Here is a 23885-nt window from a genome sequence, read left to right on the forward strand (position 1 = left end):
AAAAGGGAGGGTGGCTGTCACCCTCCCTTTCCACGACTACTGATTGCGCAGACGTAAATATTCGGATTTCATTTTGTCAGAGAATTGCTGAGGAGAAACCGTTCCAGCAAGCAAGGCAACGCCTGTTTTACACATCACGTCCCACATGCCGTTTGGCAGATACACACGGTCGAAATAAGGGAATACACGGATATTTTCAAATTGCTTGTAGTATTCAGAGAATTCATGTTTGGATTCGATGTTTTTCAGGCCTGCAGGCAGCTTGGTCGCATTAGCGATTTTGGACATATTGTCTGCTTTAGCAAAGAAGGCGATCAGCTTCTTGGACTCTGCCAAGTGCTTCCCATCTTTCCAGGCGCCCATCGTGTACCGCTCACCGCCCGAGAAGGATTGGCTGTCTCCAGCGACCATCGAGGTCAGCGGGGCAATACCGATTTTGGCAGCTTTATTGTATTTGTACACTTCGTCCGCGAAGGAAGGTGCACCGAATACGAAAGCTACTTTGCCCTGTGCAAACAGTTGCGGCATGTCACTGTATTTGGCTGTCAGCACATCTTTGTTGATGTACCCCTTCTTGCTCATGTCCTGCAGCTTTTGCGCAAGCGGTGTCCATTTGCTCCAGTCAAACGTGCCGTCAAGCAGCGTCTTGGCATCATTCGTCGCAGGGGAGATAAACATCGATGTGGCGTACAGATCGGAGAAACCGCCGATCATCCCGTTATCCACACCTGACATGAAGAACGGTGTCACCGCTCCGTTGCTGGATGATTTGATTTTCTCGGCTGCCGCCATCAGCTCATCAAATGTTTTTGGCGGGGTGATGCTGTATTTTTCAAGAATTTCAGCGTTATAGGAGATTCCGTCTTTGGCTTCGCTCATGACAAGCGCTTCTACTTTGCCGTCTTTATCCGTAACAACAGGTTTGATTGTGTCCGTCATATCTTTTGCCCATGGCTCATTGCGTAGATCCGCTAGATACTTGCCATAACGGATAATCGCCCAACCATGCGTATCGAAGACGTCCGGCAAATCGTTTGCCGCCATTTTAACCTTCAGAATGTTCTCGTATTCGGCGCCGGGGAATTGGAATTCAACGGCCACGTTCGGATTTTCCTTGGTAAAATCAGCCGCAATGCCCTTCATCATTTCTTGATTCGGCAGTTCGGAGATCGTACTGTACACCGTAAGTTTGATCTTATCCCCACTAGGTTTGGCATCCGGGGTACTTGCCGCCGTCGTCGTTGTCGGTTTCGTAGTCGCCGCCGCCGGACTTTCCGTCGTAGATGTTCCCGAGCTTGGTCGGCTGGAACAGCCCATGAAAACCACGGAAACGGTTAGCATCATGGCAGCAACGCTTAAAAATGTTTTTTTCATTTTTACGAATCCTCCCTTTGCATGATTGAAGTGATGACTTGCCCTCTGTGAATACGAAAATGTTTCACACCTTAATCATATCAATTTTGGTTGCGCTTACAAGTGTGCTAAATCTACAGTGGAAGCGCTATTTTCCATGGGAGGATTTCGGATGCCGTTCGCTTGCCTTAAGTGAGATGCTTAAATTGAGGCAGCCACTCTTTATTCGCCGCGAACATGCGATCAACCATTTCCTGAATCTCAGCCAGACTGAGAACGGCGGAAGTTAAGGGATCGAAGCAAATGGCGTGATAAATCATGCGCGGGTCCCCCGTGAGAGCCCCTTGCACCGCTAATTCCTCGCAGCGAGCGCTTGTATTGACCAGAATAGCCAAGTGATCCGGCAGTGCCCCGACGTGGATCGGGCTTAACCGTCCCTTGGACGCCAGAACAGGAACCTCAACGCAGCAGCCCTGCGGCAAATTATCGATGTATCCCAAGTTCCGTACATTGCCATTAAATTCAAATAGCGTACCGTCACCGATTGTCGCGTTGAAGATATAGGACGCATACTCCTCGCCGCGCTTCAAATCGATAGGACTGTCACGCCATACTTCCATCTGCTTATGCCAGCCTCCGCGCAGCTTCTCCGCATAGTTGATGATCTCTCCATAATGCCCGGGATTCCAACCTGTACCATGGGTACAGTATTTCTCGATTAAATCCGGTCGCTTGCGGAACCAGGCATTATATTCCGAATTATGGCCACTCGATTCCGTCACGTAGTAATCCAGATGGAGAAACATTTCGTTGCGTACCTGCTCCTCATTGTAGATCTCAGGCCGCTTCATCACCGCTTCGCGAATAAGCGGGTAAGCGTCCTTACCGTTCCATTTGTAATCCAAATAGAAAGCTTGATGATTGATCCCCGCACACCGGTAGGTAATCTCCTCCATCGGCGCCCCGATCCAACCGGCCAGCATCGAAGCCGTCCCTTGCACGCTATGGCACAAGCCCGTGACTTGCACGTTGCTTTGGCCTTGCATTGCTCTGATCAGCATCGCCATCGGATTCGAATAGTTCAGGAAAATCGCGTCGGGACAGTAGCGCTCAATATCCCTGCAAATCTCCAGCATCACCGGAATCGTGCGTAAAAAGCGGAAAATACCCGATGGACCTCGGGTATCGCCTATATTGATATCGACGCCGTAAGTTTTGGGAATCTCGATATCGGTACGCCAGATCTCCAAGTCGCCGACCAGGATGGTACAGACCACGCCATCCGCTCCGGTTAGTGCTTGCGCCCTGTCCGTTGTTGCCTCTACCTGTGCCCTGTATCCTCCTGCGGCGATGATGTTATCAACCGCTGTCTTGGCGTAAGCCAGCCGCTCCTCCGAGATATCCATCAAGGCGATGGTACACGCCTCAAAGGCGGGAAAGGTCAGTAAATCTCGAACCAGATTTTTCGTAAACACCAAACTGCCTGCGCCGATAAAAGCAATCTTCGTCATCGTCACGATCACTCCTCGCTCATTTATCCGGATTACAAACCAAGTCCACCATCAACCGTAAGCTGCTGGCCCGTAATTTGTCCTGCCTGATCAGAGGTGATAAAAAGAACAGCGGATGCAATATCTTGGCCATTTTGCATTCGACCCATAGGCATACGTTGGGTTGCTTTCTCCAAAGACTTCTCGTCTTCCCCCGTCGAAACAAGACGAGCCAACTCTCCTTCGGAAGCGACCCAGCCAGGATGTATGCAGTTCACACGAATCCGGTGTTTGGCTAAAGCCCCTGCCAGATTCAGCGTCAGCGTGACGATACCTCCTTTGGAAATCGAATAGGCCAATGTATCCGGCGATCCCTTCCTTGCGTGGAGGGAGCCAATATTGATGATATTGCCTCCCCCTCTGCGAATCATGCCAGGCACCGCCGCTTGGCAGGTCAAGTAAGCTCCTTTGAGGTTAACCCCCATCACAAGATCCCAGAACGCTTCATCCGTCTGGGATAAGTCGGCTCTGGGGAAGATGCCGGCATTATTCACCACAATGTCCAGGCCCCCGAACGATGTCTCTGCGAAGGCCACCATCCGCTCCACCTCTGTGCCCTTGGACACATCGCACCGGAAAAATTGCGCTGGGCGGCCTTCCTTCCTCCATGCAGCAGCAACGTCTTCCCCATGCTCATCTACGTCAGCGATCACAACGTTCGATCCTGACAGCAGGAACTGCTCGGCAATGGCAGCGCCGATCCCTTTGGCTGCTCCAGTAACGAGCACGGTTTTGCCATCATATTGAAAGCTAGCTGTATCTTTCATCGTACTCCTCCTTCGTCGCTAGAACCTGAATGCCCTCTAGAACTCGTAAGCACCCTCGGCGGCCGCTTTCTCATAAGCCATCCGCGGGATTTGTGTGGCCAGCTTCCCTCCGCTGATATCCATCATCGTGCCGGTGATATAACCGGCATAGTCAGATGCGAGGAAGCAAATCAGGTTAGCAACATCTGTCTTCTCTCCCCAGCGGCGCAGCGTCAAGGTGTCCAGCAAGCGCTGCTGTTGGGGCTCCTGAAGCTCAGCGAAATGGTTCATGTCCGTCGGAATCATCCCGGGAGCGTAACAGTTCACCGTAATGTTCCACGGGCCCAGCTCACCGGCCAGCACACGGGTGAATTGCTCCACACCGGCTTTGGAGGAGGCATAGGCTGCACTGCCATAGCTCGGCACGATGGCGGCGAACGAGGCGGCGTTCATGATCCGACCCGATCCTTGCTTTTTCATTACAGGCGCAACCGCCTTACACATCAGAAAAGTCCCTTTCAAATTAATATCAAGGTTCAAGTCCCAAACCTCTTCGGAAAGGATATCCACAGGTGCTCCTCCGGCGACTCCGGCATTATTCACTAAAATATCAATACGGCCATACTCATCCAGGACATGTTGCACGACTTCTTGAATCTGCGCATAGTTGCGCACATCACATTGGTACGTACTCCCTTTGCAACCACTGTGATCAAACTCCTTCTGCACGTCCCCCAAATTCGACTCATTGATATCGGTGACAACGGTCGTCACGCCTTCCTTGGCAAGCGCCAGAGCAATCACTTTCCCGATCCCCCGGCCGGCACCGGTAACGATTGCCACTTTTCCAGATAGGTCAATATGCATCCTGGTCCCTCTCCTTCCCGTTACATCGTCTGCGAGGCGCTGTAATGCGTTTGCAGCAAATTTTGCAAATAAGACAAGCTCGTCAGGAACTGTCTCTGTTCATAGGCGATAATGTCTTCTTCCGGTGCACCCTTTTCAAAAGGGGTTCGCCAATCTCCAGTGGGTCTGGCATTGGCCTGTGCAAAACGCAACAGGTTGGCAAGCTGCGCTGCTGACCGCTGCGGGTAGTCCTGCCAGTAATCCTCACAGAGTACTCTCGTATGGCGCGCTTCAAGCGCTCCGAGCTCCATCGACATATTGACCTTCGGACAATACTCTTCAAACACCCGAAGCAGCGCAGCGAAATCCACGACGCCTTGGCCTAACGGAGAACGTACGAGGCGATAGCCGTCATCGCTCATGTAGATCCAATAATCCTTCATGTGCACATGCTTAAGATGCGGTCCTATCCTCCTTGCAAAATCTAGCGGCTCCTCCGCCGTCGCCAACGGATTGCCGGTATCCAGCGTAATACCGAAGTAGGGCGAACCGATCTCCTGACAGAGCCATAACAGTTCCTCGGAAGCCAGATCTTGATGATTCTCCACCGCCAGTACGACGCCTGCCTGCTCCGCAGCTCTCGCCGCCTCTCCCAACCCGGATAACACTTCCTGCAAAAATGACGGCCACCGCCCGGCCATTCTGCGCCGGTCACCGCCAAAATCCGCACCGCCTACGACCGTGCGAACGGTTGGCGCGCCTAGCCTCGCAGCTGCTTCTATAGCTTCCTTAAGCGGTTTCGGATCGTAGCCACCTGAGGCTACTACGAGATATTGCCCTCTAGTCTTAGCTTGGCGAGTTAACCCAGCTGTATCTTCGCCCTCAAGCAGCGACAACGGAAGCTCAATGCCTTGGAGACCATACCCGGTCGCCTGCTCAAGCAATTGAGATGCCGTAATACGCTGGCGTGTCGAACGAGGGTGGATGCCCATCATAAACGTAGTGCCGTACACAGCAAGTCCGAGTTTCATCCGAATTCACCTTTCCCTTCTATCTCGCCGTCCAACCGCCATCCACAACCATGGAAGCCCCTGTCATAAAGCTGGACGCTTCCGATGCCATGTAAATAATAGCCCCGATGATTTCCTCAGGCCTGCCCCAACGTCCCAAAGCAATATTTTCGATAAAAAAGCGATTTGCTTCCGGATTATTCATCACCACCGTGTTCAGCTCCGTCGCAATCGGTCCCGGGCAAAGCGCGTTCACCGTAATGTTATAAGGCGCCCACTCCAAGGCCAGCACCTTCGTTAGCTGAATAAGGCCGCCTTTACTGGAACAATAAGCGCCTCTTTCCGGCAGTGCGATGCTCCCGAGCATAGAGGACAGGTTGATAACCCTGCCGTAGCGCTGGCTTTTCATCGTTTTGGCGACTGCGCGAGCGCATAGATATGGCGCTTTTAAATTCGTGTTCTGAACGAGATCCCAACTCGCTTCATCAAAATCCTCGATCGGCTTCCGTACATTAATGCCTGCATTGTTAATCAAAATATCAATCCGTCCGAACGCCTGGACGGAATCCGCAACCATCGCCTCAACCTGCTCGGCTATCGTAACATCCACCGCTAAGCCAAGCGCCCGTCTGCCGGTTGACTCGGCAATCGCGCGTGCTGCCGCTTCCGCCTTCTCCTTCTCACGGCTCGTCACGATCACATCAGCCCCAGCTTCTGCCAACGCCTGAGCCATCACATAGCCCAGCCCCCGTGTCCCGCCTGTAATTAAAGCAACACGGCCATCTAGTTTGAAGAGCTCCAAACTCATTGAACAGATTCCCCTTTCTCATCCAGTGTCATAAGTATTTTCGCGATCTTCCCCGGATTCTTGATGAGCATCTCAAAACAAGCACTTCCGCTTTCTAGCGGAGCCAGCTTTGTCCACGGCGACAAGCTGACACGCCCCTCGCTAATCCACTGCAGCGCCGTCTCGAAATCGTCCGAATGGTACGCGAAAGCTCCCGTCATCTGAATCTCGCTGCGGATTATTTGATTAATCGGCAGGCGGCTTGTTTCTTCGTGTAGACCTGTGAAAATGACTCGCCCACCCGGGCGCACCGACTCCACGCAAGTTTGGCGGGTCAGCTCCATACCGACGGCATCAATGGCCGCATCGAAGGTATGCCCCTCCACAAGGCTGCTTACGCGAGTTACGGTTACAGCTCCAAGTTCCTTGGCAATTTCAAGTCGCTGTTCATTGATATCAACGACTACGACCTGCTGCAAGCCGTACACCTTCGCTGCCTGTAGAGCCAGAAGACCGATTGGCCCCGCTCCCATTATCAGGAGGCGATCGGTTGGCAGCGGTCTGAGCAGCTTGCAGATATGCACCGCACAGGCGAACGGCTCCGCGAAAGCGCCTTCATCAAAAGAAACGTGATCGTCCAGCCGGTACACGTTCTTCTCTGCAATCGCGACATACTCTGCGAATGCTCCAGGGCGGTGCGCGCCAATTAATTGGCGCTCTGGGCACAGCTGAGCTGCCCCTGTCGTACAGGCGCGGCAGCGACCGCAGGACACGAGCGGGTTGGCCGTCACCCGATCACCTCGGCGGAATCTAGCTTCCCCGTCCCCGCCACTTCCAACTTGTTCCACGACGCCAGAGAACTCGTGTCCCATGATGAGCGGCGGCTTGCGCAGCGAATTATGCCCCAAAAAGCCGCTCAATTCGGAGCCGCAAATGCCCACCCGCTCCACACGAATCAGCACCTCATTTGGTCCCGGGATCGGCTTCGCCACTTCCCTTATGTTCATCGTGCTGGGCCCTTCATACACCAAAGCTTTCATGCGCTATCCTCCTTCGGGCAACATGCATCGCCTCGCTTAATCAATGCTTCTCGCGCTTTTCCCAGCCCTGCTTGAATAGGGGGAGCCAGTGACCGGGGTCATACGGATGCTTCGCAATCTCCTCCAGATTAAGGTCAATGCCCAAACCCGGCCCTTCAGGCGGGAGCAGATATCCGCGATCCACTTTCAGCGGAGGTGTGAGCAGGTGTTCTTCCCACGGCTCATTAAATTCGTCGAAAATTTCATGAATGAAGAAATTCGGCGTCGCCATATTCAAATGCGCACAGACCACCGAGCAGATTGGCCCCTGAGCACTATGCGGAGCGGTAACCCCGCCATGCGCATGAACCATCCCGCATATTTGCTTGGAAGCGGAGATGCCGAGGTATTGCGGCTCCAGTTGAACGATATGCACCGCGTCATGCTGCAGCAGCTCGGCAAACTGTTCGCGATTGTAATAGTCCTCCCCGCAGGCAATCGGCACGGGACTGCGCTTCGCTACCTCGACCATGGAGGAGATTCGCTGCGGAGGCACCGGCGCCTCGAACCACGTAGGCTCATAAGGCAGCATGGCTTCTGCGAATTGAAGAGCTGTATGTACACTGAAGCGGTTATGGCCTTCAATGAGAAGGTCAACTTCTGGACCTACCGCTTCACGAACCGCCGCGATAATTTCAAGCCCTATGCGAAAATCCTTCCTATCCACGGTTCGCCATGCGTTACCAAAAGGATCAAATTTTAGCGCCGTGTAGCCTCTAGCCACAACGTCCTTTGCCTTCTCATGAAAGCTTTGAGGATCACGCGGCCCCCGGTACCACCCGTTCGCATAGCAGCGCAGCTTTTCGTGACATTTGCCGCCCAATAGCTTATACAGCGGGAGTTCAGCCTCTTTGCCGATAATATCCCAGCAAGCGGTTTCAATAGCTGCCAGCGCCGAGCCCTGAATTTGACCGCCATCCGAATACACGTCGCGCGTCATCTTGAGTGCGATGGTTTCCACATCATGAACGTCCATCCCGATATACAGATGCTTCAGCTCATGAATCGCCGCTTCCACCGTTTTGGCGAACCCATTAAGGGTTCCCTCACCGATGCCATAAATGCCTTCCTTCGTATGCAGTTTGACGAAAAGCCAATTTTTCCATGAGTTCCCGACGATGAATGTCTCCACATTGGTAATGATCATTCCGCAACCTGTCCTTTCACTTTCCATAATAGAGAAATAAGCGCCCTTACAAGCTTTCATATGCATTGTAACAAATCCATTTGCCCTGATATTTGCCTAAAGGAGAAAACATGTTGGACTTTTCCGATAAACGACAAAGAAGAGGGCAGCTGGATGCGCTAGCCCTCTTGCGTTATGATTGTTCAATCAATTTATAGTGTTGAAAAAAATGTTAATTATTTCTTTATCATCAAATCGGGCATATCCAGTGCCAAGGAAACGTTGCACAGCATCCCCCGCGCCAAAAACATCGTCGTCATCTCTTCCGCCTCTTGGAGTCCTGCCTCCTCAAAAGCCTGCATCACGAACTGCCTTACCTCATTCATCCCCCGCTTCATAACAGCACGGATGGGGGCTTCCTGGATCGTCTGCGCCTGCATCTGCAGCAAAATCTCATTTCGGTGCGATTGCGTAATCTCTTCGTAAGCGCGGATGAAGCCAAGTTCCAGCAGTTCTGGGGATGTCGTTTCCTTCACGCGTTGGAAAGCTTGAAGGATGCGCTGCCACGAGAGCTCCAGGGCAGCTTCCAAGAGTGACTCCTTAGTGAAAAACCGATACACATAAGGCTGTGAAATGGAAGCACGTTCTGCCACTTGCGCAGTTGTCGCACGATAATAACCGAATTCGGCAAATACTTCGACAGCGGAATGAATAATATCATTGCGTCGATCGGTAGACGTTACACCCTTCACCATTTGCCGTGACCTCCTCATCTGTTAAAAAGTCCGATTAGTGATTGGTCAATCACTAATCGGACCTAGTATAACCCACATAGTTGGAGATTGCAACTCTAACTTGCCGCTTTTACACCATGCCGCCGTTAACCCGGATGGTTTGTCCGGTGATCCAACGCGACTCTTCGCTGGCCAAGAAAAGCACGGCGCCTGCGATATCTTCCGGTTCTCCCAAACGGCCAAAGGCGTTTAAATTCGCGATCCCTTGAATCTGCTCCACTGACTTACCGACGGTGAACAGTTCGGTATTTACCGGCCCCGGTGCTACCGCATTAATCGTGATCCCCGCAGGTCCCAATTCTTTGGTGAGCTGACGTGTAATCTGCTCAACAGCCCCCTTCGTGCCTGCATAGGCACTATAGGTAGGAAACATCATCCCGGCAACGGATGTTGAGAAATTAATAATGCGGCCGCCTTTATTCATATGCTTAAGCGCCTGCTGGATCGCAAAATAAGTGCCTTTTACATTGATTGCATACTGCTTGTCAAAGTCTTCTTCCGTCATCATAGCCAGCGGCTTTGTGATCATAATGCCTGCGTTATTGACAAGAATATCGATTTGTTCGTACGCGGCTAATGTTGTCTGAAAAAGCTGCTCAATATCGGAGACTCGGCTAATATCCGCCTGGACAGGCAAAGCTTCTCCGCCGTTTTGCTTAATGCTTGCCACCACTTCTTCTGCTTTAGCAGGATTGCTGGCGAAATTAATGACGACCTTCGCGCCATGCTTGGCGAGAAGCTCGGCTATTTCTCTTCCGATCCCTCTGGATGCTCCTGTTATGATGGCTACTTTCCCGGATAAGTTAGACATGCGATGATTCCTCCTCATTACCTTCATTCTTTGGCTTATGAGTCTATTATATGTATAACGATAACAAATTACAACTGACAAAATTATATATTTGTCATTACTTACGTCAGCTCGCCCTCGCCCCTCTATGCAAAAAAAGACCCAGCGGAAGATCGAATCACCGCCAGGTCTTTCTATCAGTTGCGAATCCCCGAAAGGATTAATTCCCACACCAAATCAAACTCTTGCTCAATCGTTGAAGTGGACCACTCATAGGCATGAGCGGGATGATGGAATCTCGTTGTCGCGAAAAAGATCGCCCTTGCCATAACCTCAGGTTCGCCAGAACGAAACTCCTTCGCGTTCATCCCATCTGCGATGATACCCGTCATCTGACCGATTAGGTGTTGGACATGCTCAGCTATCATTTCAACAGCATCCAAAGTCACCGCCGAGTACATGCCGAACATTTCCGGATCCTCGATCACATGCTTCCGTTTACTTTGGATCAGTGCCTGAAGCCATGTGCGCAGCCGATCTGCCGCACTGCCATCCAATTGATTCGCAAGCTCCTGCAGAGGCTCCGCAATCCTATGCAGCCAACGCTCAGTCACGGCTTCGCGCAAAGCAGCTTTGCTCGGGAAGTGTCGATACAAGGTCCCGTGACTGACTTGCAGTGCTTTGGCAACATCTACGACAGATGTTTTTTCTGGGCCATAACGCCGCAGAACCTGTTCCGCGGCTTCCAGAATTGCTTCCTTTGTTAAGGGTTGATCATTCGCCATATCCGTCTTCTCCCTAAGTATGATTCTCATCATAGCACAAGGAATAAACAAACTTAAAGTATCAACTATGGTTTTCTGTCATTTGTTTCAATTCATCCGTCAATCGAGTATAGATAACGTTGTATCTACGATGCCTTGGAGTTTCTCTGCATCTTCCGTCGTTTTGACCAGCACCCGCAGTCCAAGCAGCGTATTATTTAAAAACTGTGCAAGCTTTCGAGCATCCTGCCCAGCGTCTATTTCTCCCGATTTGATACCGAGTTCAACAAGCTCTTGCAAGCGTGCCTCCGTCTTGGAAAAGCTCTCATTGACCTTAGCCGCGGCTTCCTCATCATGGATGGCGAGTTCCACAGCGGTGTTGACCATTAAACACCCTCGGGGTTTATCTTCTTTTTTACCAATCACTCGTTCAAAAATTTCTCTGATCGCCTTTTTCGGTGATGTCTGACCATCAGCATGGTAAATCCGAGTACCGACCACTTCTTCGTAACGGTCAATCACTTTCATAAAGAGATCATGCTTGTCTCCGAAGGTATCATAGATGCTTCTTCGATGGACACCCATTTCGGTAACCAGGTCCTGCATGGATGTTTTTTCATATCCTTTTTCCCAGAAAACGCCCATCGCTTTGCCCAGTACGGTATTCACTTCAAACTCTCTGTTCCTAGCCATACGCTACCCCCTTCATACAGAGATTAGTATAGCATTTGGGTCCGTTTGACACCTACTTCAGCTACATCAGGTCTTTCAGTCGATCCGCTGTGTACGGAATTAGCTCATTGTCGCGACCTTCGCGAATCTTTGCCGCCCAGGCCGGATCTGCCAACATCGCGCGGCCAATGGCAGCCAGATCAAATTCCTTACGATCAAGCCGCTCCACCAGCTCGTCGATCATTTCGTGCTCATCCTTCTGGTCAAACGGCTCGGATTCAAGCCCCACCGAACCGACCGTGATGGTCGGCTTGCCGGTCAGCTTCTTGGTCCAGCCTGCAAGATTCAGGTCTGAGCCAGGAAACTCCGGCTCCCAGAAGTGCCGGCTCGAGCAGTCGAATATGTCCACACCCGCTTCCACGAGCGGTGCCAGAAACTGAGCCAACTCCTCCGGCGATTTTGCCAGTTTGGCGCCATAGGAACCTATTTTCCACTGCGAGATTCGCAGAATGATGGGAAAATCAGGTCCGACCGCCTGCCGACAAGCTTCAATAATCTCTACCGCAAAACGCGTCCGCTTAACGAGGTTGCCGCCATAGCGATCCGTTCGTTGATTCGTTTTTTCCCAGAAAAACTGATCAATTAAATAACCGTGACCGCCGTGCAGCTCAATGCCATCAAAACCAATCCGCTTGGCGTTCGCAGCGCCATCCGCATAAGCCTTAATGACGTCCGCAATCTCTGATTCCGTCATCGGCTCGCCTGCTTTTTCCCCCATTAAGTCAATGCCTGAAGGGGAGATAGAAGCAGCCTCCAGATTCGGCTCTGAGCGAGTCCTCCTGGTAATCCCCACATGCCAAAGCTGGGAAATAATTTTCCCGCCTGCCGCATGCACTTCCTTCACAACATGAGCCCAGCCGTTCAACGCATCTTCCCCATGCATGTGCGGGATGTTCGGGTCACCTGTCGCAGCAGGATGGTCGATGATAGCTCCCTCTGTCATAATTAGACCGACACCATTCTCTGCGCGTCTTCGGTAATAAGCAGCTACATCGGCCCCCGGTATGCCATCTGGAGACATGCTTCTTGTCATAGGAGCCATAACAATACGGTTAGCTAAGGTAAGTTGGTTGAGTGTGAAAGGTTGAAATAACGGTTGAATGGATTGCTTTTGGCCAATACTCATGGGATCCCTCCATCTGTCGTGTTTCATCACGATCGTCACTGTTACCTTTTCCTTAGTTTGGCTTAATTATTTGTTAAGCTGCTGCTACAGCAGCCGCTTTTCTGCTGCGAATTCTCAGTGCTACAATCGCTGCAAGCAGACAGACGAAACCAGCGGCAACAAACGGCACCGTGTAGCTGCCGAGGAGTTCACGCAGGAAGCCTGCGCCGTAAGCTGCAGTAGAAGCACCCGCTTGGTGGGCGACCAGAATCCAACCAAAAACCATGCCTGCTTTCTCTTTGCCGAAGGCATCAGAGGTCAATTTCACTGTCGGTGGAACCGTTGCGATCCAGTCCAGCCCATAAAACACCGCGAATACCGTAAGCTGCGTATAACCAGTACCAAGTGCATAAGGTAGAAAGATTAATGATAGACCGCGCAGGCCATAATACCAGAACAGCAGCCATCTGCTATCGAAACGGTCAGATAACCAACCCGAAAACGTAGTCCCCACAAGATCGAAGATTCCCATCAACGCGAGTAGGCTTGCAGCGGTAACAATCGGAATATTGCTGTCTCCGCAGGCTGCAATTAAATGTGTACCAATCAGTCCATTGGTTGAGAATCCGCAAAAGAAGAAGGTCCCGGCCAGCATCCAGAATGTCAGATTCTTCATCACTGAGAATAGTGTGCGGATCGGAGTAAGCAGCAAATTCCCTTGGAAAGGTGCTGGCTTCACAACTTCCGTAGTACCAAGTGGAGCTAAACCTTTATCATAAGGATGATTTCTCATCCAGATCCCAACGATCGGCAGCAGGATAAGAAGGGCCGCCATAATGACATAGACGGCATTGCGCCAGCCACTTTCACTCGTAATTTTCGCTAGCAGAGGAAGGAAAAGAAGTTGACCAGTTGCGGCACTCGCTGTAAGCATGCCGATTACCAACCCTTTGTGCTTCACAAACCAGCGATTGGCGACGGTTATTCCCAAGACATTAGCCAAAGCCCCCGTGCTAATACCGCCGAGTACCCCCCACAGCAAAATGAGCTGCCATACTGCAGTAATGAATGGTGTGAGTCCTAAAGAGATCAGCATCAGTATAATGGCGAAGACCATGGTTCGGCGAACTCCGAATTTAGCCAGCATAGCGGCCGAGAACGGACCAATTAGCCCATATAATAAAATACGAATGGAAATAACGCCTGATATGGATGCTCGCGTCCAGCCAAATTCTTTTTCAAGCGACTGAATTAATACGCTCGGAAAAGAGCTGATTCCTGCCGAGACGAGCAGCGATAGAAACACAATACCTATAACAACCCAACCATAATAAAACTTGGAGAGTTTATTTTCCTTCAACATCTCTTCTCACCCTTTCTGGTTATTGAGAATGTTCATTCTCAAAAATATAATCTGTATGTTACACTACAGGTTTCAATGTTGTCAATGAAAAAAACATCCCGACGAATGGCTACTTCATCAGGATGTTTTATGGTCAACCAGCAGCCTTAGCGGTTAGTTCCGCACTGTCATACTTAGCTTCGTCCATTTGTAATAATCCGTCATTCGGCAGTAATCTTCTAACTAGACCTACAAATCCTCGTATTGTAAATAACGTGAAATTGAGGGATGCAAAAGTATGCAAAACTGTCCATGAATTCCACTTGAATAACTTCGTTTTCTTTTCTAAAGCCCACTGCAACAGGGACATAGGGACACTGAAGAACAGGCTTCTGAGCATCAGCTCCGCCGGTTTACTGTTATAAGTCGTTCTTACCCAAATTACGCTTAATAGGGGGTAGAATAAAAAGTCGTAAAGAATATTCGTTTCAAAAATTTTAGGGAAAGGGCGTGCTGGGTAGGCAATGCTCTTCTTTTTGATGAAATAGGAATCCAGCGTAACCGCAAGCACACCTTTTGCAAAGAACACGATTAAGAGCATAAGCAAGTTTTTACGTTTCAAAACAAAGGGCACAGCTGCCGCGCAAGACAGAAACAGCATCCTTAATAATAATTTCTCCAACGTGATAACCTCCTAATAGAATAAATCTCTTAACCGTAGTGTGCTATCAAATGCGTACAAATATGAGTTGAGACAGAAATAGTTTTCACCATTAATGTTTAATGGGATGTAATTGTTGAATAATACCGTTTAAATTTGACGGAATAAACCAGTACATAAATAACGAGTAGAGCCGCAACCGAATTTAGAATAACCAATGAAAAGTTTAAGCTAAAAAATTGAGTCAACACTCCGACGCCAATTGGAGGAATGATGAACCCCGCATAGGCGCACAAATAAAAGGCCGAAATGACGCGTGGGCGTTCTTCTGGCTTCGGCAGTTGGCCGGCAAACCTCAGAGCAGCTTGGAAAGACCATCCAGCTCCAATTCCTTGAATGAGCATGCCAGTCCCTAGTAAAAATAAATTTTCTTTCTGCCCGGAAAAAACAGTAATCCAGGGTCCGACGGCTAGGAACACGATACCAATACGCATCCGCGTAACCGGATTTTGCAACCAAGGAAAGAATTGCATCAAGCCGCCAACACCAAGAAGCATTAGCATTAACAATCCCGCTATAGAAAGATTAGACGTGTGAATGACGCTTTTGACGAAAGAAGGAATAAGAGAAAGTACAATCCCACCTAACATGAAAAAAATAAATGCAGGAAGGCCGATTATTGAAAAAAAGTGCGTACGAATATTGTTGGGAATGCCCAGTGAAATCTTCGCTTTTGCCGGCTTTTGGGAATCTTCAGCCTTCGGCAACAGTTCCAGGAGTACCAAAGAAATCACTAACAGGACGAGCAAAAACCAAAATGGCATCCGCAGCGGCTGAATGTGTATATATTGGACGACCAAACCTGAAATAGCTGGACCCAGGCCAAAGCCAAGATTAACAATGACCCCCGAGAATTTGATTGCCTTACTAATTTTATTGGAAGAGGTTTGTTTTAATAGAAAAGCAGTTGCCGTACCTGTAAAAGTCCCGTATGCGACACCTTCGAGAATCCTTGCCGTATAGAGCATCCAGACGTTCTGGCTTACTATAAAGAGCAGCGTTGCTACAATGGATATCCATATACTTATGCGAAGTACTCTTTTCAATCCCCACGAGTTCGCTTTGGCTCCCACAATAAGTAAAGTAGGCAGCAAAATAACAGCATATACAGCAAACAAAATGGTGATTTCCAGACTGCTCAAATGATAATACTTCCCATATACAGGGAACAAGGATGATATAAAGGTAGCTCCGCACGACATCATAAGAATGATCCAGAGCATTTTTTTCATATTTTGTGTTTCTCCTCTCCATAACTATTAATAGTTAAATATCCTAACCTTATCCACCCACAGTTTTAGAGTCCTCATCGCATGATAGAGACAGGTCTGTATCATATTCAATTACAAATAATACAGACAGATCTGTACCATGTCAATGGGTATTATGTACAGTCGTCTGATGTTCTTTAAAAAAAGCCTTAGCCTACTAACGGCCAAGGCTATTTCCATGCGGGTGAATCGAAATAGTTGATTCACGGTTAGTGTCCCATCATCATCGCGGGGTCGGGATTTTCTCCGCCAGCGGTTCCTTCTTCTTTGAGTTTTTTCGGTTTTCGTAAAATGAGCGAAAGAACCACACCCGCTGTCGCAATACACGCGGACAAAAAGAACGTGTCGCCGTAACCTTGCACCACCGCATTTAGCGGATTCGCTCCCGCTCCAGCACTTGCCGTGTACGATGTGATCTGCGATGTCAGGTAACCCGTCAAGCCGGCTACCGCGAACGAGACCACGACCTGCTGAGCGGCAGTTGTCAGCGGTGTGACACGGCTTACTAGGCTTCGAGGCGCAGAGTTCAAGACATGGGTATTCAGTGGCATCATGGAGAAGCCCATGCCTAGACCCATGATGCAGATGCACAGGATGATAACCCACAGCGAGGTATTCACTGAGATGCCGGACAACATGAACAGAGCAACAGATACGGCGGCAAGTCCGCCGAAGGCCAGAGGACGCGCACCGATTTTATCGAACAGCCGGCCGCTGATTGGCATTCCGATTCCCGCGAATATGGCCTGAGGCATCAGAATCCAACCTGTCTCAAGAGCGGTATAGTGCATAACGCCTTGTAAATACAATGGCACAATCAACATTGCGCCGAACAACGCGAGCTGTACGATCCATGTTAAAATGATACTCCGTGTAAAGTCCGACGACCTGAATACTTTCAATTCCAGCAGCGGTTCCTTCTGTGACAGTTCCACGAAAATAAAGATAATGAGCGCTATGCCTCCAACCGCCAAGCCCGTAATCGTTGAAGCGGAGGTCCAGCTAGTACCTCCTTCACTTACACCATACGCCAACATTGAGAAAGCAATCGGAGCGAGGCACATACCCAGGACGTCGAGATGCGGCGCCTTGTGACGGACGGATTTCGGCAAATATTTATACCCGAGAATAAAAGCGATAATGCCGATTGGCAGATTGATAATAAATATCCAATGCCAGCTAACCGAATCGACCAACCAACCGGATAACACCGGGCCAAAAGCCGGAGCCATCAGCATGGGAATGCCGAGCACGCCCATGATGGATCCGCGTCGCTCTGGAGGCGCCAGCTTGAACACCATGGCCATCCCGATAGGAGACACCATGCCTCCCCCTAAGCCTTGAATGACACGGTATATGATCAGTTGTTCCGGCGTTTGCGCAATGCCGCACAGCACAGATCCGATCGTGAACAAGGCAATAGTAACCATAAAAATTTGCTTGGAACCGAATTTATCGGTCATCCAGCCTGCAAGAGGGATAACGGCAGATAAGGCCAGCGTATAGCCGGTGACGGTCCATTGGATGGTCTTCAGATCGGTGTTAAAGTATTCAACGAGTTTTGGAATCGCATTATTGACCACTGTGCTGTCTAGAATAACCATAATCATACCGACAATAATCGCCATCAGCGGCGGAAGAATGGCTTTCAGCGAGAAGTCGTCGTTCCCTCCAGCCGACGTTGGTTTTGCTTGCGTAGGAGCTGACATAGGTCCCTGCTTTCTGCTCATCGAGCTCTAGATGATGGATAATAATGACTGAAACTATTCATTCTGTATTGTTCGATAGACTCGGAGAAAAGGGCGTTGTTGGACTCTATTTTAATTTGTCAATTAAGCTAGCGATTATACCTGAAAACAAAAAGAAACCATCACCTTTTGATAGGTAATGGTTTCTTATTTGATATGATCGTAGAAGGTTTACTCCACTGTCACACTCTTCGCTAAATTCCGCGGCTTATCAACATCATTCCCACGCGCCAAGGACGCATAGTAGGAAAGCAATTGCAGCGGAATAACCGACAATGCCGGAGAAAGAACATCCAGCGTTTTCGGAATCACAAACGTGCTGTCTACTGACTTGAGCAGCTCATGCTCGCCTTCAACAGCGATCCCAAGCACATTCGCGCCGCGCGCTTTTACTTCCTTAATATTGCTAACTGTTTTCTCCAACAGTTCAAGCTGTGTACCCAACGCAATGACAGGAACGCCATCCTCGATCAGTGCTAGCGTACCGTGTTTCAATTCACCTGCCGCATAAGCTTCAGAGTGAATGTAAGAGATTTCTTTCAGCTTCAGAGATCCTTCTAACGCTACCGCATAATCCAAACCTCTACCAATGAAGAAGAGGTTATCATGTTTAGCCATCTCTTCTGCTACTACTTTCAAATCTTCCGCTTGAGCAAGAATTTCTTCAACTTGTTCAGGCAACTGTTTCAAAGCAGTAATCATCTCAGCAATTTCCGACTCCGTTTGTGTACCGATGGTTTGTGCCAAATGAATACCAAGCAGATAGAAAGCAATCAACTGGGATGTGTAAGCTTTTGTTGATGCTACGGCAATCTCTGGCCCTGCCCAAGTTGTGATAATATCATCCGCTTCACGCGCAACCGAACTGCCGACTACGTTGGTAATCGCCAATACGTGCGCACCACAACGTTTTGCTTCACGAAGTGCTGCTAGCGTATCCGCTGTTTCACCGGATTGGCTAACAACAATCACAAGCGTATCCTTCGTGATAATTGGGGAACGATAACGGTACTCGGACGCAACATCTGTCTCAACCGGAATTCGCGCCATTTTCTCAATTACGTATTTCCCAACCATTCCTGCATGATAAGCAGTTCCACAGGCCACAATATGCACTCTGTTAATGTTGCGGATTGCTTCCGCAGTAATCGACAGCTCATTTAATGTTACTTTAAGGCCATCCGTTGCAATACGGCTTCCCATTGTGTCGCGATAAGCTTTAGGCTGATCGTAGATTTCTTTCAACATAAAGTGATCGAATCCGGCTTTTTCCGCCGTAACAATATCCCAATCGACATGAAACATTTCCCTGGAAATAAAATTCCCTTCCAAAGTCATTAATTCGACACCATCTCGCGTCAACAGCGCCATTTCGCCATCATTTAGAATGAACACATTACGCGTATATTCGAGGATAGCCGGGATATCAGAGCCAATGAAGTTCTCGCCTTCACCGATACCGATAATCAAAGGACTTGCTTGACGAACGGCAACTAGACGATCCGGTTCATACTCTGTTAAGACACCCAATGCAAATGCGCCTGTCATTTGTTTCACGGCTTTTTGAACGGCTTTAAGGATATCTCCTTCGTATAGATCAGCAATAAGGTGTGAGATCACTTCTGTGTCTGTTTCGGAGACAAACTGGTGGCCTTTCGCGGTTAGCTCTTCTTTCAGAGCAATGTAATTTTCAATGATCCCGTTATGCACAACGGAGAACTTCAACGAATTATCCGTATGAGGATGCGAATTCACATCAGACGGCTTACCGTGCGTCGCCCAACGGGTATGTCCGATCCCAACGCTTCCGTTCAGAGGGGTTTCCTCAAGCTTGGATTCAAGATTCGCGATGCGGCCTTTTGCCTTTTTGATTTCCAGACCATTAGCTGTATACACGGCTACACCTGCAGAGTCATAGCCCCGATATTCAAGCTTTTTCAGCCCTTCCAGCAAAATTTCCTGAGAATTACGCTTTCCAATATAACCAACGATTCCGCACATAGTGTAGTACCTCCATAGTTTTATGAGCCTATTCAACAAGGCTATTTTTCAAAGATCCAAATCCATATATTTAAAGATTACCTATAAGTTCGCATGAAAAAGAAACGGACGTTGGATACTTGTCAGCCCGGTCGCCCAAGCGTTTTTGCTCTCCAACTTAACGGCATTCCTAATGCCGGAAGGTCCCCGCCGAATGTTTCGAACACCTTCACCTCGTCAACTCACCTGCGTAGTAGTAGCTTATACTACATTCCCGTTCCGCCTGCGAGTTCTGGCGCTATTTGTAACTGATTAACCTCTACCCTGCCTTTCCTTCTTGAGTAAATACATCATATTCATTTTTCAGTCATCGTGCAACTTATTTTTTCTATCAAAATCCCCCTATTCGCCCAGAAAAGCACACATTAATGCTAAAAAGCGCGAAAGGGGAACTTCAATAAACGTCAACTCAGCGAATCGTTATACCAATTGCTCTTGGATAACCTTCGCAATATCATGCACATAAGCCTCAACTTGCTCTTTATCCGGTCCTTCCGCCATAACGCGGATTAAAGACTCTGTTCCCGATGGACGCACGAGAACCCGTCCGTTATCGCCAAGCTCAGCTTCCACCTTGCGAATAGCTTCTTCAACGACCGTATTATTCTTCAGCTTACTCTTGTCTGCTACACGAACATTAACGAGCAGCTGCGGGAATTTACGCATAATTCCTTTTAGCTCACTCAATTTATGGCCTGAAGCAACGATCGTGTTCACCAACTGTAAGGCAGTTAAAATGCCATCTCCCGTCGGGATGTAATCCAGGAAAATAACATGCCCGGATTGCTCTCCACCTAGGTTATAGCCGCCTTTACGCATCTCTTCCATCACGTAGCGGTCGCCTACTGCTGTTTGCAGGGCTTTAAGACCCGCTTTTTCAATCCCTTTGAAAAAGCCGATATTCGCCATCACCGTCGTCACAATCGTGCCGTGGTTGAGCTTGCCTGCGCGGTTCAACGCATCTCCCAGAATGCTTAAGATGAAGTCGCCGTCGACCTCCTCGCCTTTCTCATCAATCGCGATCAAGCGATCCGCGTCCCCGTCAAAAGCAAGACCAATGGCTGCGCCATGTTTCACCACTTCTTCACGAAGCTTCTCAGGATGCGTGGAGCCGCAATGTTCGTTGATATTGCGCCCGTTCGGCTCAGCGCCGATGGTGATGACTTCCGCTCCCAGCTCGCGGAAGATCGCAGGAGCCAGCTCGAAGGCTGAGCCGTTCGCGCAGTCAAGAACAACCTTGTATCCGGTGAAAGACTCGGATACCGTCTCTTTCAAGAACGCCAGATAGGCTAGCTTCGCATCCGGGGCGTCTGAAACCGTACCGATCTCGCCGCCAACCGGGCGAGGCAACTCGTCTACAGCTGCGTCAAGCAGCTGTTCAATCTCAAGCTCCGTCTCGTCCAGAAGTTTGAAGCCGTCGCCCCCAAAAAACTTGATCCCATTATCCTCAACCGGATTATGGGAAGCGGAGATCATAACGCCTGCATCCGCTCCGAGCTTCTTCGTTAAATAAGCCACCGCTGGTGTGCTTACAACACCGATGCGAATAACCTCAACACCAATAGATAGCAACCCTGCTACGAGGGATGCTTCCAGCATAGGACCCGAAATGCGTGTATCTCTCCCGATCACGACTTTCGGATGCTTAGCCTGTCTTGTTAATACATACCCGCCGCAGCGGCCAACCTTATACGCTAATTCTGGTGTCAACTCGCCATTGGCGACGCCGCGCACACCATCTGTACCAAAATATTTCCCCATGTCTCTATTCTCCTCTTATTCATCCCATTATGGATTTGCTGCTTTTGGTGAAGCACTTGGTGATGCACTTGGTGCTCCATTTGCTGTTGTATTTGCTGCTGCTTTCTCGCTGATTTCTACAGTTGCTTTCACATCTTGCGGTAACCCAAGCTTGACATACGTTGGAAGGTTCAGAGTAACCTTCAGTTCGTGCTTCCCTGGTGGTAAATTACTTACATCCAGAATAGCTTGAACGTCCTGCACCTTTAATTGATCGATGATGGTAGGAGCTCCTTCAACCGTTATATTCAGCTGCGCCGATTCCGGCGTCGTCACCTTCGTTACATAGTTTTCATTTGCACCGATGATCGTAATCGGGACATTCTCCAAAGCTCTGGTAATAGAAGGAACAATCTCTACTTTCACAGTCACTTTGGCGGGATCCAGTTGTGTTACTTTATTCCTCAAAGGAATGTCCAGTGAATATTCTTTTGTTTCCTTCTGATCTTGAATATTCAGCTGCGGACCCTGATAAAATTCCATCCGATCCACAACATCCTGAGTGCCATATACCGTAACTTTATCTGGACTTTGCGTCACCATCGAAATAGCAAATCCTTTCGGAGGCTCTCCACTTATCTTCAATTGCAGAGGTATCGTCTGGAACGGACTTGTTATCGGCACCTCAACATCCACGACGGGCGGATTCATATTCACAGTGACTTCTTTGCCTTCCTTATCAAAAGCTTGCAGCTTCACTTGCTTTGTTACGGCAGACTGCGCCTTATCCACGGAAACCTCACCGCGCACATTCTCGATCTGCTCAAGCTTGCTTGTTTGCGCAGTAATGTACACCTTGTTAGGCTTCACAATCGGTTGGCCGGCTTTCAGTCCTGCTGATGGCGTGCCCTTAACGTTAATAACGACAGGCACTTCTTTCATTTGCAGCTCTTCAATGATCACGTGGACTGTTTTGGGAATGATCTGCACTTCGACATCGGTTGGAAACCCTACCGGCTTCAGCGCAAGCTGATGATCCCCTTTGCCTACTTGGGTTAAATCAAGCTCAATTTGATACGTATTGCTAGCTGTTACTTTCTTAACGGCAGACTCTTTGCCGCTCAGGATGATCTGTACATTCGCTGGCGACATCGACGAGATATGATAATGAGTTTCATCATATTTCGTTGTGATGGCCACATTATTAATCGTTTCATCCCGTTGCCTCAGAGGTGAACTTCCCGATATATTCGTCTCCTCCATATGCACGACAACCCATAGCAAAATACTAATTACAAGCGCAACGATGCGCACCACATTCGTATTACGCAACCATTTATCCATTCGAACGCCCCCTCCATTTCAAGAAAGGGTTCTTCTCATTTGTTTTTGCCTTCGGCTTCAGCTCTTCGAACAGTTTCGCGATCAGGGATTCCTCTTTAATATCCCGCACAATGTGACCGTTCATCGTCAAAGAGATCTGGCCAGTCTCCTCGGATACAATGATACACATCGCATCTGAGACCTCACTCATCCCAATAGCGGCTCGATGCCGCGTGCCAAGCTCCTTGGAGATGAATGGATTTTCAGACAACGGCAAGTAGCAGCCCGCGGCCATTAATTGCCCTTGACGAATAATAACCGCTCCATCGTGCAACGGCGTATTCGGAATAAAAATATTGATCAACAGCTCTGCGCTGATTTTACTCTCTATGGCAATACCGGACTCCACGTAATCCGTCAAACCGGTTTCTTTCTCGAACACAATCAAGGCCCCTATCTTTCTTTTGGCCAAATAATTCGCAGCTCGTATGACTTCACTGATCCGTTTATTGACGTCCTGATCCTCTTCGCTTGAGGAGCGGCTAAACAGCTTTCCGCGACCTAATTGTTCCAAGGCTCGTCTAAGCTCGGGCTGAAAAATAATAATAACGCCCAATACCCCGAACGTAAAGGTTTGATTCATCATCCACTGGAGCGTACTGAGTTTAAACCAAATACTAAATACCCATGTAATGACGACAACAAGAATACCCTTCATGAGCTGAATGGCTCTTGTCCCACGAACTAACAGGATTAATTTATAAATCACATAGCTAACGATCAGAATATCAACGATATCCTTAGCCGAGATGCTCGTGAGTAAGTCCATTTATTATTCTCCCCCAGGCGACTGAACACAGTGATCTCTCTATACCTAGAATCATAACATAATCCTAAGTATACTTCTATTTTTCTCTCTTTATCTGAGTGTTTCCCAGTTGATTTGGTTCAATGTACCTAAAAAAAACTACAGCGGAATAATTATACAACTGAAGGTTTTCGCCCTCTGTTTATCGAA

Annotated in this window: 21 protein-coding genes; all 21 read right to left on the minus strand. The window is 49.1% G+C overall.

The window, feature by feature from the left end; all coding sequences use genetic code 11:
* Positions 1-36: 36 nt before the first annotated feature.
* Positions 37-1374: an ABC transporter substrate-binding protein gene (locus tag GON05_RS29360; RefSeq protein ID WP_157324245.1), complete on the minus strand. Its 1338-nt coding sequence runs from the start codon at positions 1372-1374 to the stop codon at positions 37-39.
* Between the two features lie 167 nt (positions 1375-1541).
* Entirely contained in the window at positions 1542-2864 is a 1323-nt protein-coding gene (gene melA, locus GON05_RS29365) for an alpha-galactosidase (protein WP_157324246.1), read from the minus strand.
* A 32-nt stretch (positions 2865-2896) separates the two neighbouring features.
* Positions 2897-3670 carry an SDR family NAD(P)-dependent oxidoreductase gene (locus GON05_RS29370; RefSeq protein WP_157324248.1) on the minus strand — a complete coding sequence of 258 codons (774 nt, stop codon included), beginning with the start codon at positions 3668-3670 and terminating at the stop codon, positions 2897-2899.
* Between the two features lie 36 nt (positions 3671-3706).
* Entirely contained in the window at positions 3707-4516 is an 810-nt protein-coding gene (locus GON05_RS29375; RefSeq protein ID WP_157324250.1) for an SDR family NAD(P)-dependent oxidoreductase, read from the minus strand.
* A 20-nt stretch (positions 4517-4536) separates the two neighbouring features.
* Positions 4537-5526 carry a sugar phosphate isomerase/epimerase family protein gene (locus GON05_RS29380; RefSeq protein ID WP_157324252.1) on the minus strand — a complete coding sequence of 330 codons (990 nt, stop codon included), beginning with the start codon at positions 5524-5526 and terminating at the stop codon, positions 4537-4539.
* Positions 5527-5545: 19 nt separating this feature from the next.
* The gene (locus GON05_RS29385; protein WP_157324254.1) at positions 5546-6313 is read right to left on the minus strand and encodes an SDR family NAD(P)-dependent oxidoreductase; all 768 of its coding nucleotides are present in this window, start codon (positions 6311-6313) and stop codon (positions 5546-5548) included.
* On the minus strand, positions 6310-7332 hold the full coding sequence (locus GON05_RS29390; protein ID WP_157324255.1) for a zinc-dependent alcohol dehydrogenase: 1023 nt from the start codon (positions 7330-7332) through the stop codon (positions 6310-6312). Before GON05_RS29390 ends, GON05_RS29385 begins: the two co-directional genes overlap by 4 nt.
* Positions 7333-7372: 40 nt before the next feature.
* The gene (locus tag GON05_RS29395) at positions 7373-8518 is read right to left on the minus strand and encodes a mandelate racemase/muconate lactonizing enzyme family protein (protein WP_181646381.1); all 1146 of its coding nucleotides are present in this window, start codon (positions 8516-8518) and stop codon (positions 7373-7375) included.
* 215 nt (positions 8519-8733) lie between these two features.
* Complete coding sequence (locus GON05_RS29400) at positions 8734-9252, minus strand: TetR/AcrR family transcriptional regulator (RefSeq protein WP_127456675.1); 519 nt, start codon at positions 9250-9252, stop codon at positions 8734-8736.
* Between the two features lie 109 nt (positions 9253-9361).
* Positions 9362-10102, minus strand: coding sequence for an SDR family oxidoreductase (locus GON05_RS29405; protein WP_157324259.1), 741 nt, complete (start codon positions 10100-10102; stop codon positions 9362-9364).
* A 176-nt stretch (positions 10103-10278) separates the two neighbouring features.
* Positions 10279-10866 carry a TetR/AcrR family transcriptional regulator gene (locus GON05_RS29410; RefSeq protein ID WP_157324294.1) on the minus strand — a complete coding sequence of 196 codons (588 nt, stop codon included), beginning with the start codon at positions 10864-10866 and terminating at the stop codon, positions 10279-10281.
* A gap of 99 nt (positions 10867-10965) precedes the next feature.
* The gene (locus tag GON05_RS29415) at positions 10966-11538 is read right to left on the minus strand and encodes a TetR/AcrR family transcriptional regulator (protein ID WP_157324261.1); all 573 of its coding nucleotides are present in this window, start codon (positions 11536-11538) and stop codon (positions 10966-10968) included.
* A 61-nt stretch (positions 11539-11599) separates the two neighbouring features.
* Positions 11600-12703: an NADH:flavin oxidoreductase gene (locus GON05_RS29420; protein ID WP_157324263.1), complete on the minus strand. Its 1104-nt coding sequence runs from the start codon at positions 12701-12703 to the stop codon at positions 11600-11602.
* 73 nt (positions 12704-12776) lie between these two features.
* Entirely contained in the window at positions 12777-14045 is a 1269-nt protein-coding gene (locus GON05_RS29425; protein ID WP_157324266.1) for an MFS transporter, read from the minus strand.
* A 133-nt stretch (positions 14046-14178) separates the two neighbouring features.
* On the minus strand, positions 14179-14706 hold the full coding sequence (locus tag GON05_RS29430) for a CBO0543 family protein (protein WP_246239555.1): 528 nt from the start codon (positions 14704-14706) through the stop codon (positions 14179-14181).
* Positions 14707-14804: 98 nt separating this feature from the next.
* Complete coding sequence (locus GON05_RS29435; RefSeq protein WP_157324268.1) at positions 14805-15977, minus strand: MFS transporter; 1173 nt, start codon at positions 15975-15977, stop codon at positions 14805-14807.
* A 248-nt stretch (positions 15978-16225) separates the two neighbouring features.
* Positions 16226-17725, minus strand: a complete 1500-nt coding sequence (locus tag GON05_RS29440; RefSeq protein WP_157324270.1) for an MDR family MFS transporter — start codon at positions 17723-17725, stop codon at positions 16226-16228.
* A gap of 210 nt (positions 17726-17935) precedes the next feature.
* Entirely contained in the window at positions 17936-19765 is a 1830-nt protein-coding gene (gene glmS / locus GON05_RS29445; RefSeq protein WP_157324272.1) for a glutamine--fructose-6-phosphate transaminase (isomerizing), read from the minus strand.
* A gap of 459 nt (positions 19766-20224) precedes the next feature.
* Positions 20225-21565: a phosphoglucosamine mutase gene (gene glmM, locus GON05_RS29450; RefSeq protein ID WP_157324274.1), complete on the minus strand. Its 1341-nt coding sequence runs from the start codon at positions 21563-21565 to the stop codon at positions 20225-20227.
* 27 nt (positions 21566-21592) lie between these two features.
* On the minus strand, positions 21593-22888 hold the full coding sequence (locus GON05_RS29455; protein ID WP_157324276.1) for a CdaR family protein: 1296 nt from the start codon (positions 22886-22888) through the stop codon (positions 21593-21595).
* A complete protein-coding gene (gene cdaA / locus GON05_RS29460) occupies positions 22881-23696 on the minus strand; it encodes a diadenylate cyclase CdaA (RefSeq protein WP_127456697.1) in 816 nt (271 codons plus the stop codon). The genes GON05_RS29455 and cdaA overlap by 8 nt, the downstream gene beginning before the upstream one ends.
* Between the last annotated feature and the right edge of the window lie 189 nt (positions 23697-23885).

Source organism: Paenibacillus anseongensis, assembly GCF_009757995.1.
GTDB lineage: Bacteria > Bacillota > Bacilli > Paenibacillales > NBRC-103111 > Paenibacillus_E > Paenibacillus_E chondroitinus.

Bases quoted from the DNA above. Each gene is read 5' to 3' on its own strand.
- GON05_RS29360 (WP_157324245.1), bottom strand. From the start codon at position 1,374: ATGAAAAAAACATTTTTAAGCGTTGCTGCCATGATGCTAACCGTTTCC.
- melA (WP_157324246.1), bottom strand. From the start codon at position 2,864: ATGACGAAGATTGCTTTTATCGGCGCAGGCAGTTTGGTGTTTACGAAA.
- GON05_RS29370 (WP_157324248.1), bottom strand. From the start codon at position 3,670: ATGAAAGATACAGCTAGCTTTCAATATGATGGCAAAACCGTGCTCGTT.
- GON05_RS29375 (WP_157324250.1), bottom strand. From the start codon at position 4,516: ATGCATATTGACCTATCTGGAAAAGTGGCAATCGTTACCGGTGCCGGC.
- GON05_RS29380 (WP_157324252.1), bottom strand. From the start codon at position 5,526: ATGAAACTCGGACTTGCTGTGTACGGCACTACGTTTATGATGGGCATC.
- GON05_RS29385 (WP_157324254.1), bottom strand. From the start codon at position 6,313: ATGAGTTTGGAGCTCTTCAAACTAGATGGCCGTGTTGCTTTAATTACA.
- GON05_RS29390 (WP_157324255.1), bottom strand. From the start codon at position 7,332: ATGAAAGCTTTGGTGTATGAAGGGCCCAGCACGATGAACATAAGGGAA.
- GON05_RS29395 (WP_181646381.1), bottom strand. From the start codon at position 8,518: ATGATCATTACCAATGTGGAGACATTCATCGTCGGGAACTCATGGAAA.
- GON05_RS29400 (WP_127456675.1), bottom strand. From the start codon at position 9,252: ATGGTGAAGGGTGTAACGTCTACCGATCGACGCAATGATATTATTCAT.
- GON05_RS29405 (WP_157324259.1), bottom strand. From the start codon at position 10,102: ATGTCTAACTTATCCGGGAAAGTAGCCATCATAACAGGAGCATCCAGA.
- GON05_RS29410 (WP_157324294.1), bottom strand. From the start codon at position 10,866: ATGGCGAATGATCAACCCTTAACAAAGGAAGCAATTCTGGAAGCCGCG.
- GON05_RS29415 (WP_157324261.1), bottom strand. From the start codon at position 11,538: ATGGCTAGGAACAGAGAGTTTGAAGTGAATACCGTACTGGGCAAAGCG.
- GON05_RS29420 (WP_157324263.1), bottom strand. From the start codon at position 12,703: ATGAGTATTGGCCAAAAGCAATCCATTCAACCGTTATTTCAACCTTTC.
- GON05_RS29425 (WP_157324266.1), bottom strand. From the start codon at position 14,045: ATGTTGAAGGAAAATAAACTCTCCAAGTTTTATTATGGTTGGGTTGTT.
- GON05_RS29435 (WP_157324268.1), bottom strand. From the start codon at position 15,977: ATGAAAAAAATGCTCTGGATCATTCTTATGATGTCGTGCGGAGCTACC.
- GON05_RS29440 (WP_157324270.1), bottom strand. From the start codon at position 17,725: ATGTCAGCTCCTACGCAAGCAAAACCAACGTCGGCTGGAGGGAACGAC.
- glmS (WP_157324272.1), bottom strand. From the start codon at position 19,765: ATGTGCGGAATCGTTGGTTATATTGGAAAGCGTAATTCTCAGGAAATT.
- glmM (WP_157324274.1), bottom strand. From the start codon at position 21,565: ATGGGGAAATATTTTGGTACAGATGGTGTGCGCGGCGTCGCCAATGGC.
- GON05_RS29455 (WP_157324276.1), bottom strand. From the start codon at position 22,888: ATGGATAAATGGTTGCGTAATACGAATGTGGTGCGCATCGTTGCGCTT.
- cdaA (WP_127456697.1), bottom strand. From the start codon at position 23,696: ATGGACTTACTCACGAGCATCTCGGCTAAGGATATCGTTGATATTCTG.